Annotated in this window: 16 protein-coding genes; 9 read left to right on the top strand and 7 right to left on the bottom strand. The window is 68.3% G+C overall.

Annotation, left to right across the window (positions count from 1 at the left end; genetic code table 11):
- Positions 1-25: 25 nt before the first annotated feature.
- Both EV662_RS19565 and EV662_RS12280 read left to right on the top strand, forming a co-directional pair.
- A complete protein-coding gene (locus EV662_RS19565) occupies positions 26-178 on the top strand; it encodes a hypothetical protein (RefSeq protein WP_165915586.1) in 153 nt (50 codons plus the stop codon).
- An 89-nt stretch (positions 179-267) separates the two neighbouring features.
- Positions 268-507, top strand: a complete 240-nt coding sequence (locus tag EV662_RS12280) for a GlsB/YeaQ/YmgE family stress response membrane protein (protein ID WP_132462696.1) — start codon at positions 268-270, stop codon at positions 505-507.
- Positions 508-511: 4 nt separating this feature from the next.
- On the opposite strand, the gene EV662_RS12285 is transcribed toward EV662_RS12280, so the two are convergent.
- Positions 512-1,558, bottom strand: a complete 1,047-nt coding sequence (locus tag EV662_RS12285; protein ID WP_132462699.1) for an NAD(P)/FAD-dependent oxidoreductase — start codon at positions 1,556-1,558, stop codon at positions 512-514.
- 56 nt (positions 1,559-1,614) lie between these two features.
- Between EV662_RS12285 and mnmC2 the strand changes: the two genes are divergently transcribed.
- Complete coding sequence (mnmC2, locus tag EV662_RS12290) at positions 1,615-2,298, top strand: tRNA (5-methylaminomethyl-2-thiouridine)(34)-methyltransferase MnmC2 (protein ID WP_243695837.1); 684 nt, start codon at positions 1,615-1,617, stop codon at positions 2,296-2,298.
- The gene (locus EV662_RS12295) at positions 2,291-3,157 is read left to right on the top strand and encodes a DMT family transporter (protein WP_132462705.1); all 867 of its coding nucleotides are present in this window, start codon (positions 2,291-2,293) and stop codon (positions 3,155-3,157) included. The genes mnmC2 and EV662_RS12295 overlap by 8 nt, the downstream gene beginning before the upstream one ends.
- Before the next feature lie 106 nt (positions 3,158-3,263).
- Here EV662_RS12295 and EV662_RS12300 read toward each other — a convergent pair whose 3' ends face one another.
- A complete protein-coding gene (locus EV662_RS12300) occupies positions 3,264-5,189 on the bottom strand; it encodes a lytic transglycosylase domain-containing protein (protein WP_132462708.1) in 1,926 nt (641 codons plus the stop codon).
- Positions 5,190-5,356: 167 nt separating this feature from the next.
- On the opposite strand from EV662_RS12300, the gene dapA reads away from it, so the two are divergent.
- Together dapA and EV662_RS12310 are read left to right on the top strand one after the other, a co-directional pair.
- Complete coding sequence (gene dapA, locus EV662_RS12305) at positions 5,357-6,232, top strand: 4-hydroxy-tetrahydrodipicolinate synthase (protein WP_132462711.1); 876 nt, start codon at positions 5,357-5,359, stop codon at positions 6,230-6,232.
- Positions 6,233-6,234: 2 nt separating this feature from the next.
- On the top strand, positions 6,235-6,708 hold the full coding sequence (locus EV662_RS12310) for a TrmO family methyltransferase domain-containing protein (protein ID WP_132462714.1): 474 nt from the start codon (positions 6,235-6,237) through the stop codon (positions 6,706-6,708).
- Positions 6,709-6,830: 122 nt separating this feature from the next.
- Here EV662_RS12310 and EV662_RS12315 read toward each other — a convergent pair whose 3' ends face one another.
- Together EV662_RS12315 and EV662_RS12320 are read right to left on the bottom strand one after the other, a co-directional pair.
- Positions 6,831-7,271 carry a DUF4399 domain-containing protein gene (locus EV662_RS12315; RefSeq protein WP_132462717.1) on the bottom strand — a complete coding sequence of 147 codons (441 nt, stop codon included), beginning with the start codon at positions 7,269-7,271 and terminating at the stop codon, positions 6,831-6,833.
- 93 nt (positions 7,272-7,364) lie between these two features.
- Positions 7,365-7,916: a Hint domain-containing protein gene (locus EV662_RS12320; protein ID WP_132462720.1), complete on the bottom strand. Its 552-nt coding sequence runs from the start codon at positions 7,914-7,916 to the stop codon at positions 7,365-7,367.
- 570 nt (positions 7,917-8,486) lie between these two features.
- On the opposite strand from EV662_RS12320, the gene smpB reads away from it, so the two are divergent.
- The 3 genes from smpB to EV662_RS12335 all read left to right on the top strand — a co-directional run bounded on the left by smpB (position 8,487) and on the right by EV662_RS12335 (position 11,069).
- Positions 8,487-8,963, top strand: a complete 477-nt coding sequence (smpB, locus tag EV662_RS12325; RefSeq protein WP_132462723.1) for an SsrA-binding protein SmpB — start codon at positions 8,487-8,489, stop codon at positions 8,961-8,963.
- A gap of 64 nt (positions 8,964-9,027) precedes the next feature.
- Positions 9,028-9,885 carry a 3-mercaptopyruvate sulfurtransferase gene (gene sseA / locus EV662_RS12330; protein WP_132462888.1) on the top strand — a complete coding sequence of 286 codons (858 nt, stop codon included), beginning with the start codon at positions 9,028-9,030 and terminating at the stop codon, positions 9,883-9,885.
- Entirely contained in the window at positions 9,885-11,069 is a 1,185-nt protein-coding gene (locus EV662_RS12335) for an amino acid aminotransferase (RefSeq protein ID WP_132462726.1), read from the top strand. The genes sseA and EV662_RS12335 overlap by 1 nt, the downstream gene beginning before the upstream one ends.
- 87 nt (positions 11,070-11,156) lie before the next feature.
- Here the strand turns inward: EV662_RS12335 and EV662_RS12340 are convergent, their stop codons facing one another.
- The 3 genes from EV662_RS12340 to EV662_RS12350 all read right to left on the bottom strand — a co-directional run bounded on the left by EV662_RS12340 (position 11,157) and on the right by EV662_RS12350 (position 13,765).
- On the bottom strand, positions 11,157-11,918 hold the full coding sequence (locus tag EV662_RS12340) for a hypothetical protein (RefSeq protein ID WP_132462729.1): 762 nt from the start codon (positions 11,916-11,918) through the stop codon (positions 11,157-11,159).
- Between the two features lie 102 nt (positions 11,919-12,020).
- Positions 12,021-13,385: an ammonium transporter gene (locus EV662_RS12345; RefSeq protein WP_132462732.1), complete on the bottom strand. Its 1,365-nt coding sequence runs from the start codon at positions 13,383-13,385 to the stop codon at positions 12,021-12,023.
- A 41-nt stretch (positions 13,386-13,426) separates the two neighbouring features.
- The gene (locus EV662_RS12350) at positions 13,427-13,765 is read right to left on the bottom strand and encodes a P-II family nitrogen regulator (RefSeq protein WP_132462735.1); all 339 of its coding nucleotides are present in this window, start codon (positions 13,763-13,765) and stop codon (positions 13,427-13,429) included.
- Positions 13,766-13,892: the final 127 nt, after the last annotated feature.

The following is a 13,892-nucleotide window of genomic DNA, read 5'->3' on the forward strand; positions in this document are numbered from 1 at the left end:
GCCCCGATAAAAAGAGGCAGAGCAGATGAAATCGATCAAGTACGAACTCCTGGGTTTTTCCGGGCTGGTGGGGGCATTGATGCTGGTGCTGCTGCTGCCGGGCGGCGAACAGGAACGCGAAACCATCAAGGCCTTGGCCGACGGCATGGTCTCGATGCAGGCCTTCGACCCGGAATAGGCCACCGCCCGCCCCGCGCCTGACAGGCGGGCGGCTGCGCCTCCGGCGCGCCCCTAGGCGAATCCGGCCGCACCCCCCATATTGGCCCCATGTCCATCCTGTTCCTCATCATCATCGGCGCGGCGGCGGGGTTTCTCGCCACCCGGCTCATGCGGGTCGAGGCCGATATCCCGACCACGATGGCCATCGGCATCTTCGGCGCGCTGATCGGCGGGCTGGTGCTGCGTTTCCTGCTGGTGCTGTCGGGCTTTGCCGCCGGGTTCGTCGGCGCCGTTCTGGGCGCGATGCTGCTGGTCTGGCTTTACCAAACCTACATCCAGAACCGCTGACCCCTTACAGGTTCGCCTCGACGCGGAACCCCTCGGGGATACCGTCCTCGCGCCCGTCCAGCACCAGGTCGGCCATCACCTCGCTCACCTTCGGCGCCAGCCCGATGCCGATCTTGAACCCCCCGTTGGCGATGAAATGCCCCGCCCGCCCGGGCCACGGCCCCAGCATCGGCGCGATGGATTGCGCCCGCGGCCGCACCCCGGCCCAGCGTTCGATCACCTGCGCCCCCTCCAGCGCCGGACAGATCGCGCGCGCCCGCGCGATCACCTCGTCCAGCCGCGCATCGGTCGACCAGGGGTCGGCGAACTCGCGCTCGGTGGTGGACCCCACCGCCACCGTCCCGTCCGCATGCGGCACGATCAGCACGCCGTTGGCATGAACCTGCGGCGCGTCCGGCGCGTCATGGGCCAGGATCGCCGCCTGCCCCTTGACCCCGCTGCCCACCGCGCGGCCCAGTTCCGCCGACAGCGCGGCCAGCCCCGGATAGCCCGTGGCCCAGATCACCCGCCCCTCGACCGGCCCCTCGGCCCCGCAGGCGACCTCGCCCCCCAGCGCGCGCACCGCACCGGCCAGCGCATCGCAGGCCGCGCGCGGCGCGATCCGCGCCGACAGCGTGTCGTGGATCACGTAACCGCTGGCCGAAACCGGCGCCCAGCCCCCCGCGGGCGCCGCGATCACCCGCCATTCCGCCTTGCCCTGCCACAGCGTGTCGGCCTCGGCCGCCCGCGCCCGCGCCCGCTCCAGCGCCGCCTCGTCCTTGATCGGCTGATACCGCCCCAGCCGCGCATATCCCGTGGCCCGCCCCGACACCGCCTCGACCCGCGCCCAGTAATCGCCGGCCATCGCCAGTGCCTCGAACTGGAACGCCTTCTTGTCGTTCCACTGCTCGGGCACATGCGGGGCCAGGGCGCCCACCGGCGTACCGCTTGCGCCTGCGCCGGGATGCGACCATTCCACCACGCGCACCCGGGCGCCCCGGCTGGCACAGGCGTGGGCACAGGCCAGCCCGAACACCCCCGCCCCCATCACCGTCACGTCGACCGTTGCCATTGCCCGCGCCCTTCCCCATGCTCGCGCCCGACCTCACCGACCGTCTAGGACAAGTCATGGACCAAGGCCAGCGCGCCCCGATTTCATGGACCTCCGAGGGCGTGCCCGTCTCGGCGCGCTTCGACGACCCGTATTTCTCGCTGGGCGACGGTCTGGCCGAAACCCGCCACGTGTTCCTGGCGGGCAATGGCCTGCCGGGCCGGTTCCGCCCGGGCTTTCACATCGCCGAACTGGGCTTCGGCACCGGGCTGAACCTGCTCGCCGCCCTCATCGCCTGGCGCGCCGCGGCCACGCCCGGCCCGCTTCGCTTCACCAGTTTCGAGGCCTTCCCGATGGCCCCCGCCGACATGGAACAGGCCCTCGCCGCCTTCCCCGAGGCGCACGCCGTTGCCGCCCCCCTGCTGGATGCCTGGGCGCAGGGCGCGCGCCGCATCGAAACCCCCGATCTGGTCGCCGAGATCGTCATCGGCGACGCGCGCGACACCCTGCCCGCCTGGCCGGGCCGCGCCGATGCGTGGTTCCTCGACGGCTTCGCCCCCGCCAAGAACCCCGAGCTTTGGGCCCCCGGCCTGATGGCGCAGGTCGCCGCCCATACCGCGCCGGGCGGCACGGCGGCGACCTATACCGCCGCCGGCCACGTCCGCCGCGCGCTGGCCGAGGCGGGCTTTACCGTCGAACGCCGCCCCGGCTTCGGCCGCAAGCGCCACATGACCGTGGCCCGGCGCGCCCCGCATGACTGAACAGAACACCCGCCTCGGCATCCTGCTGATGGTGGCCACCACCTTCGTCTTCGCCCTGCAGGACGGGCTCTCGCGCCACCTCGCGGGGGAATACAACGTGCTGATGGTGGTGATGATCCGCTACTGGTTCTTCGCCGCCTTCGTGATCGCCCTGGCCACCCGCAAGGCGGGCGGCCTGCGCGCCGCCGCCGCCACGCGCCAGCCGCTGGTGCAGATGTTCCGCGGCCTCCTGCTCGCGGCCGAGATCTGCGTGATGGTCGTGGGCTTCGTCCTGTTGGGCCTGGTGGAAAGCCACGCGGTCTTCACCTGCTATCCCCTTCTCGTCGCCGCGCTCTCCGGCCCGGTGCTGGGCGAACGCGTCGGCTGGCGGCGCTGGGCCGCGATCGGGGTGGGGTTCCTCGGCGTGCTGGTGATCCTGCAACCCGGGCTGCGGGTGTTTTCGCCTGCCGCGCTGATCCCGCTCGCCGCCGCCTTCATGTTCGCGCTGTACGGGCTGCTCACCCGCCATGTCGCCCGCCAGGACAGCGCGGCCACCAGCTTCTTCTGGACCGGCACCACCGGCGCCGTGGCGATGACCGCCATCGGCCTCTGGGCGTGGGAGCCGATGACGGCGCCGGACTGGGGCTGGATGGCCTGCCTCTGCGTCACCGGGGCGACCGGGCATTTCCTGCTGATCAAGGCCTATGAACTGGCCGAGGCCAGCGCCGTGCAACCCTTCGCCTACCTGCAACTGGTCTTCGCATCGGCCCTCGGGATCACCGTCTTCGGCGAAACGCTCGCCCCCAACGTCGGCCTCGGCGCGGGCCTCGTGGTCGCCGCCGGCCTCTTCACCCTCTGGCGCGAACGCCGGCAGGGCTAGGGCCGGCCTCGCCCCTTTTTCTTGGCGAAAATACTCCGGGGGTCTGGGGGCAGCGCCCCCAGCCGGTCGCCCCGGCGCCAGCCGGGGCGAAACCCTTCCCCGCCGCTCAATCCGCCTTCAACTCCTCCGACAGCCGTAAAACCCCCGTCCGCCCCGACAGCCGCGCGCGATAGACGGGCAGCGATTCGGCCACCCGCATCACGTAGTTCCGCGTCTCGCGGAACGGGATCATCTCGATCCAGTCCACCACGTCCACCCCGGCGGACCGCGGATCGCCCCGCTCGGCCACCCAGCGATGCGCCCGGCTCGGCCCCGCGTTATAGGCCGCCGAGACCAGCACCGGGTTCGGCCCGAATTCCTCGATCAGCTGCGCCAGGTAGGCCGCCCCCAACCGCGCGTTATAGGCCGGGTCGCGGGTCAGCGCCTTGGTGGAATAGCTCACCTCCAGCTTCTCGGCCATCGCCTCGGCCGTGCGCGGCATCAGCTGCATCAACCCCAGCGCCCCCGCCCCGCTGGCCACGCCCGGGTCGAACTCGCTTTCCCGCCGCGCGATCGCCAGGACCAGTTCGGCCGGAACCGGATGGTCGGCCTCGGCCAGGTCGGTCACCGGGAAATAGGCCGCCATCATCACGTTGCCCTGCCCGGCGGCCACCTTGGCGATGCGCAGCGCGACATGCGGCTCGCCCAGCCGCAGCGCCAGCCCCGCCAGCTGGCGCTGCCCCTCGGGCCCGGCGGTCTCGGCCAGGTGCGTCAGGAACCACTCCATCAGGTTGCGCTCGCCCGCCTCGTGGAACATCAGCGCCGCCCGCAGAACCGAGCCCTCGGCCCAGGGCGCATCGCGCCATTCGGGATAGGTCTCGTCGCCGACCAGCGCCGGGTCCATCGCCATCCCGGCCTTCTCGGCGGCCAAGAGCCCGTAGAAACTCGTCTGGTGCGCGCCGCCCATCCGGTACGCCGCCTGCGCCTCCTCGGCCCGGCCCAGCGCCTCCAGCGCGCGGCCCTCCCAATACCCCGCCCGGCCCAGGCTGATCGGCGTTTCCACCGCCGCCTCGAACCTGCGGAAATGCGCCAACGCGGTGTCCGCGTCCCCCAGGAACCGCAGCGCGATGAACCCCGCCAACCATTCCAGGTCGGCGTAATCCTCGCCCCCCGTCAGGAAATGCCGCGCCGCCAGACCATAGGCCCGCTTCGCATCCCCCTCGCGCAGCACCTGCCGGGCAAAGACCCGCCGCCAGCCCGCCCATTGCCCCGGCCGTCCCAGCGCCGCGGCCGAACTGCTGCGCTCTTCCATAAGGTCGATCGCATCGGCGTTGCGCCCCTTGCGCGCGCGCCACAGGAACCGCTCATAGGCCAGCCCCGCGTCACCCCGCAGCGCCTCGGGCACCCGCTCGATCAGCACGTCCACGCCCGGCGCCTGCTCGCGCAGCGCGATCCGCGCCGCGGCCAGCGCCTCCCAGCCGTCGGGCGCCAGCGGCAGCACCCGCCGGGCCGACACAAAATGACCCTGCCACAACATCTCGTCCACCCGGGCGGCATGGTGCTCGGCCAGCTGTGCGCGGAACCGCGCCAGCAACGCCACCTGCGCCCCCTCCGACAGCGCCAGCGTCCGCCAGGCCAGCACCGCCATCGCCTGCGCATCGGCCGTCTCGCCGCGCGCCGCATGGGCCTGCACCAGCCGCAGCGCACCGGCCCCGGTCACCGGCCCGGCATCGCGGAAATAGGCCAGGACCGCGTCCGGGTCGGCATGGCCGGGGATCTTGCCCTCGCCCTCGGCCCGCACCCGGTCCAGCCCCGGCCAGTCGGGGTTACGCGCCAGGAACGCCACGTAATCGTCGAACGTGCCCTGCCCCGCCCGCAGCCAGCGCCAGGTGACGATGTCGCGCGCCACCGGCCCCGCCCGGCCCGCATGGTCCCACGCCTCGGTCCAGCGATCCGCGCGCACATCTTCCATCGCCTGCACCAGGGGCGTCACCGCCCCCGCGCGCAGCGGAACGGCCAGGGCAAGGACCAGCACAAGAAACGTCAGGCGCATCGGCGAACAGGTGGCTTTCGAAAAACGGAACTCAGGCTCTCACGGCGCGGCCGAAACGTGCAATACACAAACTTGGCAACCGACCCGGCGCGCTATAGGGTCCGGCGCGCTGCGGCGGGCGCGACTCGCCCGCCGCCCCAGTGAAGCACAAGGACAAGGAGCGTGTCATGCTGCAAGGGTCTCTTCCCGCCCTGGTAACGCCGTTCAAGCACGGCGCGGTGGATCTCGACACGCTCAAACGCCTGGTCGAGTGGCAGATCGACGAGGGCAGCCACGGCCTGGTGCCCGTGGGCACCACCGGCGAAAGCCCCACCCTCACCCATGCCGAGCACGAGACCGTGATCGAGGAAGTGGTTCGCGCCGCCGATGGCCGCGTGCCGGTGGTCGCGGGCGCGGGCTCGAACAACACCCAGGAAGCGATCCGCTTCATGCAGCACGCCGAAAAGGTGGGCGCGGACGCCGCCCTGGTCGTGACCCCCTATTACAACAAGCCCACCCAGGCGGGGCTGATCGCGCATTTCACCGCGCTGCACGATTGCTGCAAGCTGCCGATCATCATCTACAACATCCCCGGCCGGTCAGCCGTCGACATGATGCCCGAAACGATGGGCGAACTGGCAAAGCTGCCCCGCATCATCGGGGTCAAGGACGCCACCGGCGACCTGTCGCGCGTGCCGAAACAGCGCATCACCTGCGGCCCCGATTTCCTTCAGCTCTCGGGCGAGGACGGCACCGCGCTGGGCTTCAACGCCCATGGCGGGCGCGGCTGCATTTCCGTCACCGCGAACGTCGCGCCCCGCCTCTGCGCCCAGTTCCAGGAGGCGACGCTCGCCGGCGACTATGCCAGGGCGCTGGAAATCCAGGACCGGCTGATGCCGCTGCATATCGCGATCTTCCTCGAACCGGGCGTGGCCGGGGCGAAATACGCGCTCTCTCGGCTGGGCAAATGCACCAACGAGGTGCGCACCCCGCTGGTCACCGTGACCGAGGGCACCGCGGCCAGGATCGACGCCGCGATGCGCCATGCCGGCCTGCTGAACTGACCATGACGGGCCGGCTGCGCCCGGGCGAGGTGGTGCTGGAGGGCGCCCCCGACCCCGACGGCCCGCGCCTGCGCCCCATCGGCCGCATCCGCTCGCCCTGGGGGCCGGGCGATTGCCCCAGGAATATCGGCCGCGCCCGCGAAACCGGCCGGCCCGCACGGATCGACCTCGACCCCGCCTTCGCGCCCGCGCTGGCGGGGCTCCAGGTCGGCCAGCCGGTGATCCTGCTCTACTGGATGGACCGCGCCCGGCGCGACCTGCTGGTGCAGGCACCCCGCCACGTCACCGAACCGCGCGGCACCTTCGCGCTGCGCTCGCCCAACCGGCCCAACACGATCTCCCAGGCCACCGTGCGCATCACCGCGATCGACCCCGACTCCGCCACCATCGGCATCGACGCCATCGACTGCTTCGACAACACCCCGCTTCTCGACATCAAGCCCTGGCTCGAAACGGTCGACCTGCCACCGCGCTGAGGCGTTCCATGACCGCCAGCCCACCCCCTCATCGTGCTTCTTCTGGCCGAAAATATCCCGGGGGGCGCGGGGGGCAGCGCCCCCCGCCCGGTCGCCTTGCGCAAGCAAGGCGAAACAGCCCCCTACTCCACCGTCACGGTGATCGGCTCGGACATCACCGGCGGCGCGTGCGGCAGGTGCATCGCATCGCCCAACAACAGCCACATCCGGTGCGTGCCCGCGGGCAGGTCCAGCACCACCTCGGTCTGGCCGCCGCCGAAATGGATGTGGTTGTCATCAGCGGGCACCGCCACCGAGAAATCATAGCCCTCCTGCGGCACGTCCAGGATCAGGTGGTGATGCCCGGTATGCGGGGCCTCGGTTCCCGCGGGCGCAACGCCCATCCCCTCCAGCCCGAAGCGCACCGTCACCGGCCCCGAAACCGTGGCGCCGTCCTCGGGGCTGATGATATAGGCCCGCGCGCCCTCGGGGGCGGGGGTGCGGTCCTGCGCCCAGGCGGGCAGGGCCAGCGCGGCACACAGCGCGGCGCTGGCGGCATATGGCAAAGATTGACGGATCCTCATGGGCCGACTCCTCCCTGTCTGGCGATGGCCGTCCCCCGTGGCCCTCTTGCGGGGCCTTCCCTGCAGGAAAGGATAGACCGGCGCGGCCCGCGATCAATCCTCGGCGGGCGCGATCGGGGCGCGCGGCGGGATCGGCACCCACAGCCCCTCGACATGCACATCCACCAGCTCGTCACAGTGGAACAGCGTGTAGGTGAACACCGTCTCGGGCTTGCGCATCACCCGCGGCCCCGTGGTCAGCATCCCCGCCGGCTGCGGGCGCGCGCCGGGCTGCATCCGCGGGCCGTGCAGCCGCTGGGCGGGTGATACGACCACGTCGCGCGCCGGCAGGCCCGCGCCGAACGCCCCCGGCCGGATCAGGATCGGCAGCGCCTCGGGGTGATGCGCCAGGAATCCCTCGTCCAGCACCACCCGGTCAAGCCAGACGATACGCTTGAACGGCCCGCGCCGGGTGCGCACGCGGTCGCCCACGCGCAGGGTCTGCGCCGGAAAATCGCCCAGCTGCGTGGTGATCCGCGTCATCGGCCCGAACCCGGGCAGCGCCCAGCCGGGCGCGGCCGCCACGCCCCGGGGCCCGCCAGGGCCCGGGCTGCGTGCGGCGGCAGGATTGCCCCGCGCGGCGGGGTCGGCATACCGGTCGGACATGACCTGTCCCCATGTCGTGGCCACGGCCCGCCGCCCTTCGGCGCAGACCGCGGGTGCGTTGGGGTGCAACGGACCGGTACGACCCAAAGGCCCGCGCACCCCAAGCAACCACACCACTGGTTACGAGCCCCGAAGGACCCTTACGCAGGACCGGTCGCAACCGGCCCGTGAGCGACTTAAGCCCCCGAATTGGTCAAGAGTCAGGTGCGTTCTCGCGGCTTTGTGGAGCTTTGGTGACGCCCCGCCCACAAAGCGCCCCGGGCCCTGCCCCGCCCTGTCCACAAAGCGGCGACAGTGCCCCGGGCAAACCTGTCGGAAAGATTAGGTCGCCCCGGCAAAGCCCCGGTTTCGGTTTCGCCGCGCGGGACAATCAAAGATGGCCGTTTCGCCCTCTTTCGACGGTTCGCAAAACGAGAACAAACCGTTTTTCCGCGTATTTTCATCGTCTCTTAGGAGAATTCGCCTCGAATCCCCCCAACCGCGGCCCGACTCACCCCGAACCCGATTCGCCCCGCCCACGCCCCGGCACCGCTTCCCCCGCGCGCCGGTTTCGCCTATATGCCCCCCACCATGGCCAAACCGAAGACAGACCCCAACTACAAGGTGATCGCCGAAAACCGGCGGGCGCGGTACGATTACGCGATCGAGGACGACCTCGAATGCGGGATCATGCTGCAGGGCTCCGAGGTGAAGTCGCTGCGCGAGAACGGCGCCAACATCGCCGAAAGCTATGCCAGCGTCGAAGACGGCGAACTGTGGCTGGTCAACGGCTATATCCCGCCCTACGAACAGGCCAAGACCTGGGGCCACGAGGAACGCCGCCGCCGCAAGCTCCTGGTGTCGCGCCGCGAACTGGCGCGGCTGTGGTCCGACACGCGGCGCAAGGGCTACACGCTGGTGCCGCTTGTTCTGTATTTCAACCACAAGGGCATCGCCAAGCTGAAGATCGGCATCGCCAAGGGCAAGAAGACCCAGGACAAGCGCGCCACCGAGGCCAAGCGCGACTGGCAACGGCAAAAGCAGCGCCTGCTCAAGGACCACGGCTGATCGCCTTGCCAGCCGCGCGGTGCCGTTTTAAGTGGGAACGAAGCTGCGCGAGGCGGAGGGGTTCATGGCCTATGACGATCCGAAGACGCTGGTCTCGACCGAGTGGCTGGCAGCCCATCTGAAAGATCCCGACCTGCGCCTTCTGGACGGGTCGTGGTACCTGCCGACGATGGGGCGCGACGGGCGCGCGGAATACGACGCCGCCCACATACCCGGTACGCGCTTTTTCGATATCGACGAGATTTCCGATCAGCGATCCGCCATCCCCCACATGGCGCCCCCGGTGGAAAAGTTCATCGCCCGGATGCGCGCCATGGGCCTCGGCGACGGCCACCAGGTGGTGGTCTATGACGGGGCCGGCATCTTTTCGGCGCCGCGCGTGTGGTGGACCTTCCGCCTGATGGGCAAGACCGACATCGCCGTGCTGGACGGCGGCCTGCCCAAGTGGCTGGCCGAGGGCCGCCCGGTCGAGGATCTGCCCCCCGTGGTGCGCGACCGGCACATGACGGTCCAGCGCCAGGCCCACCTGGTCAAGGATGTCACCCAGGTCGCCGCCGCCTCCAAGCTGGCGGATTACGAGATCATCGACGCCCGCAGCCCCGGCCGCTTCGTCGGCGACGAACCCGAACCGCGCCCCAACCTGCGCTCGGGCCATATCCCCGGCTCCAAGAACGTGCATTTCGCCACGCTCTTGAACGCCGACGGCACGATGAAATCGCCCGACGACCTGCGCGCGGTGTTCGAAGCGGCCGGCGTCGACCTGAAAAAACCGGCCATCACCACCTGCGGGTCGGGGGTGAACGCGGCGATGCTGGCGCTTGCGCTGGAACTGATCGGCCACCGCAACCACGCGGTCTATGACGGCGCCTGGACCGAATGGGGCATGTATAACGACCTGCCCGTGGCGACCGGGCCCGCGTGATGCTGACCCGCCTGTCGCCGCAGGCGCCCGACAAGATCATCGGCCTGATGCAACAGTTCCGCGCCGATCCCCGCGCGGACAAGATCGACCTGGGCGTGGGCGTCTACCGCGACGCGGCCGGCGGCACGCCGGTGATGCGCGCCGTCAAGACCGCCGAGCAACGGATCTGGCAGGCGCAGGCGACCAAGGGCTATGTCGGGATCGAGGGCGACCCGGCCTTCCTGGACGCGGTCCGCACGCTGGTGCTGGACGATGCCGCGCCCCCCGACCGGGTGGCCGCCGTGGCGACACCGGGCGGCACCGGGGCGGTGCGCATCGCGTTGGATCTCGTGCGGCTGGCCAACCCGGCCGCGCGGGTGTTCATCCCCGATCCCAGCTGGCCCAACCACGCCGCCATCGCGGGCTTCGTCGGGTTGGAACAGGTCGCCTACCGCTATTACGACGCCGCCGCCCACGCGCTGGACGCCGCGGGCATGCTGGCCGATCTGGAACGCGCCGGGCCGGGCGACGTGGTGATCCTGCACGGCTGCTGCCACAACCCCACCGGCGCCGACCTCTCGCCCGCCGACTGGGCCGACGTGGCCGCCGTGCTCCAGAAAACCGGCGCGCTGCCGCTGGTCGACCTGGCCTATCTGGGCTTCGGCGCGGGGGTCGAGGCCGATGCCGCGGGCCTGCGCCTGCTGGCCCGGCACCTGCCCGAGATGCTGATCGCGGTCAGCGGGTCCAAGAATTTCGGCCTCTACCGTGAACGCGTCGGCGCGATCCTGGCGCTGGCGGGCGATGCCGCCACCGCGACGCTGGCGCGCGGCAACCTGTCGAACCTGAACCGGCAGACCTACGCCTTCCCGCCCGATCACGGCGCCCGCGTGGTGACCGACATCCTGGCCGACCCCGCCCTGCGCGCCGACTGGCAGACCGAACTCGACGCCATGCGCACCCGGATGGAGGGCCTCCGCGGCGCGCTGTCGGATACCCTGCGCGAACTCAGCGGGTCCGACCGCTTCGGCTTCATCGCGGCGCAAAAGGGCATGTTCTCGCTGATCGGCGCAACGCCCGCCCAGGTCGCCACGATGCGCGACGATCACGGCGTCTACGTCATCGGCGACGGGCGGATGAACGTCGCGGGCCTGACCGAGGCGATCCTCCCCCGCGTCGCCCGCGCGATGCTGGCCGCGGGTCTCTAAGTCCAAAAGACGAAACGCGCGCGCAGCTTAGAGCAGAATATACAAGCAATAGTACCGCGTCTTGGGTAGATCACGCGGCTGTTCAACCTAAGCGTGAAAACGCATTCCCACCCAAAGAACAACCGCCATTAACTCGACAGCAATCATTGAAAAGCCTACCATGGATGCCATCAAGAACCTGGATATTTGCGCCTCCTTTCCAAGAATTATTACAACAGCGACGGCGATTGGCGCAAGGGTAAGAAAAAACGTCGCCCAAAACACAAAATCTATGGATACCGTCATTTCTGCCAACAGCTTGCCAAGGAAAAGATGGTCGACCCCTAGAAGCAAATACATGTCAGATTCACGCCACGGCGGGAAGGCCCATGAAGTAAAGGTGAAGTAAGTCAAAATAGCGAAAGCGGCTAAGCGTAGCGCCATCTTCACCTTCGTATTATCCGAGAAAGCCGCAGACCAAATTGTTAAAAAGAAAGCCGATGTGAGGACGGCGACACTTTCCGCTATGAAATACACGTTGAGATGAAAACTCTGCGAGAAGACTTCATCGCCAGTGTTGTAGTGCGCGTATGGCGGATATTGGTAACCATCAGGAGTGAGCAAAAAAGAACCCACGACTGTGTGATTGTAGAGTTCGGTCGAAACTGTAAAAATAGCCGCAAGCACCAAAGAAACCAACAGCACTCGAAGCGAGTCCACAGAGAACAAACCTCTGCTTGTTTCACCAATCGAGTTTGAAACGGCGCCACTTATAAGGGCGGTAACGGCTATCGAAAGCGCAACAGCAAGCGCTACCAGGGCAATCGCGCAAGCAATTAGCGCAGCAATTAAAATAGCTAATACCGCCATATGAAAGCAACCTGGAAGTTAATCAATATCTTAGGTCGTCATAGAATAAGGAGAAACCTCGGTCAATGGTTATTGACCGAGGCTCTCTTAGCTATCCGATGACTAGCCCTTGGCGAATTCCGGGTAGGCTTCCATGCCCAGTTCGCCGATGTCGAGGCCGTTGACCTCTTCCTCTTCGCTGACCCGGATGCCCATCGTGGCCTTCAGGATGAACCACACGATGGCCGAGACCACGAAGACGAACACGCCGACGATCACGATCGATTTCAGCTGAACGAGGAGCGACGCGTCCGGGTTCGTGAACACGACCGCGATGGTGCCCCAGATGCCGGCGAACAGGTGCACCGGGATGGCGCCGACCACGTCGTCGATCTTCAGCTTGTCCAGGAACGGCACCGCGAACACCACGATCACGCCGCCGATGGCCCCGATCACGGTCGCCATGCCCAGGGACGGCGTCAGCGGTTCGGCGGTGATCGCCACCAGGCCCGCCAGCGCACCGTTCAGCACCATGGTCAGGTCCGGCTTGGAATACAGCACCTTGGTCAGGATCAGCGCCGCCAGCGCGCCACCGGCCGCGGCCGTGTTGGTGTTGGCCATGATCCGGCTGATGTCGGCCACGTTGCCTGCGGTATCCATGTACAGCTGCGACCCGCCGTTGAAGCCGAACCAGCCCAGCCACAGGATGAACGTGCCCAGCGTGGCCAGCGGCAGGTTCGAACCGGGGATCGGGTGCACCGACCCGTCCTTGCCGTACTTGCCGATGCGCGGCCCCAGGATCAGAGCGCCCGCCAGCGCGGCCCAGCCGCCCACCGAGTGCACCACGGTCGAGCCGGCGAAGTCGAGGAAGTCGGTCACGCCCTCAACGTCCGGAGCAAGGAAGCCGCCGCCCCATTTCCACGACGCCTGGATCGGGTAGATCAGGCCGGTCAGGACCACGACGAACAGCAGGAAGGGCCACAGCTTGATCCGCTCGGCCAGCGTGCCCGACACGATCGAGGCGGTGGTGGCGCAGAACATCAGCTGGAAGAAGAAGTCCGAACCGACCGAGGCATAGGTCAGGTCGGTTTCCGTATCGGCCAGGCCGACCGGCTCCAGCGAGGTCCAGCCGAAGGCGCCAAGATACCCGAAAACGTCTTCTCCCACCGTGCTAGAGATGGTCCAGCCGTCGCCCGGGTACATCAGGTTATAGCCGATCAGGTAATACATGATCGCCGCGATCGAGAAGAGCCCCATGTTCTTCATCAACTGCGTCGCGGTGTTCTTCTGGCGCACCAGGCCGGCTTCCAGCATGGTGAACCCGGCGGCCATCCAGAACACCAGGAAGCCGGTCACGAGGAACATGAAAGTGGTGAAGATATAGCCGATCTCTTCGTTCGGCGGCGTCATGTCGACCTCCTGGGCAAAGCCCAGCGCGGGCAGCAGCGCCAGCCCCGCGGCAAGAGGAATGAATTTCGTCAGTTTCATCTGTACTGGTCCTTTTGCTTCCGGATCGTCGCGGGGCGCGCTCAGATCGCGTCTTCGTTGGTTTCGCCCGTGCGCACGCGAACGGCCTGGTTCACGTCGAGAACGAAGATCTTGCCGTCGCCGATCTTGTCGGTCTTGGCGGTCTTGGCGATCGTCTCGACAACCTGGTCGGCCATGGCCGCGGCCACGACGATTTCCAGCTTCACCTTGGGAACGAAGTTCACGGCGTATTCCGCGCCGCGATAGATTTCCGTGTGCCCGGATTGCGAGCCAAAGCCCTTGATCTCGGACACCATCATGCCGCGCACGCCGATGGTGGTGAGCGCTTCCCTCACCTCCTCCAGCTTGAACGGCTTGATTGCAGCAATGATCAGTTTCACGTCATGACCCTTCCGTTTACGTGGCAGGCGGTCCTGCGGGTGTACCGACGCAAGGAGGGGCCTCCGGCACCGGGGAGACAAGGAATCCGCCGCCTCCGACGGCCGCCGCACTGGAAAGTTTGCACAA

The sequence above is a fragment of the Rhodovulum marinum genome, assembly GCF_004343075.1.
Taxonomy (GTDB): Bacteria; Pseudomonadota; Alphaproteobacteria; order Rhodobacterales; family Rhodobacteraceae; genus Rhodovulum; species Rhodovulum marinum.

Excerpts from the sequence above, each read along its gene's own strand:
- EV662_RS19565 (WP_165915586.1), top strand. The coding sequence starts at position 26 with ATGAAATCGATCAAGTACGAACTCCTGGGTTTTTCCGGGCTGGTGGGG.
- EV662_RS12280 (WP_132462696.1), top strand. The coding sequence starts at position 268 with ATGTCCATCCTGTTCCTCATCATCATCGGCGCGGCGGCGGGGTTTCTC.
- EV662_RS12285 (WP_132462699.1), bottom strand. The coding sequence starts at position 1,558 with ATGGCAACGGTCGACGTGACGGTGATGGGGGCGGGGGTGTTCGGGCTG.
- mnmC2 (WP_243695837.1), top strand. The coding sequence starts at position 1,615 with ATGGACCAAGGCCAGCGCGCCCCGATTTCATGGACCTCCGAGGGCGTG.
- EV662_RS12295 (WP_132462705.1), top strand. The coding sequence starts at position 2,291 with ATGACTGAACAGAACACCCGCCTCGGCATCCTGCTGATGGTGGCCACC.
- EV662_RS12300 (WP_132462708.1), bottom strand. The coding sequence starts at position 5,189 with ATGCGCCTGACGTTTCTTGTGCTGGTCCTTGCCCTGGCCGTTCCGCTG.
- dapA (WP_132462711.1), top strand. The coding sequence starts at position 5,357 with ATGCTGCAAGGGTCTCTTCCCGCCCTGGTAACGCCGTTCAAGCACGGC.
- EV662_RS12310 (WP_132462714.1), top strand. The coding sequence starts at position 6,235 with ATGACGGGCCGGCTGCGCCCGGGCGAGGTGGTGCTGGAGGGCGCCCCC.
- EV662_RS12315 (WP_132462717.1), bottom strand. The coding sequence starts at position 7,271 with ATGAGGATCCGTCAATCTTTGCCATATGCCGCCAGCGCCGCGCTGTGT.
- EV662_RS12320 (WP_132462720.1), bottom strand. The coding sequence starts at position 7,916 with ATGTCCGACCGGTATGCCGACCCCGCCGCGCGGGGCAATCCTGCCGCC.
- smpB (WP_132462723.1), top strand. The coding sequence starts at position 8,487 with ATGGCCAAACCGAAGACAGACCCCAACTACAAGGTGATCGCCGAAAAC.
- sseA (WP_132462888.1), top strand. The coding sequence starts at position 9,028 with ATGGCCTATGACGATCCGAAGACGCTGGTCTCGACCGAGTGGCTGGCA.
- EV662_RS12335 (WP_132462726.1), top strand. The coding sequence starts at position 9,885 with ATGCTGACCCGCCTGTCGCCGCAGGCGCCCGACAAGATCATCGGCCTG.
- EV662_RS12340 (WP_132462729.1), bottom strand. The coding sequence starts at position 11,918 with ATGGCGGTATTAGCTATTTTAATTGCTGCGCTAATTGCTTGCGCGATT.
- EV662_RS12345 (WP_132462732.1), bottom strand. The coding sequence starts at position 13,385 with ATGAAACTGACGAAATTCATTCCTCTTGCCGCGGGGCTGGCGCTGCTG.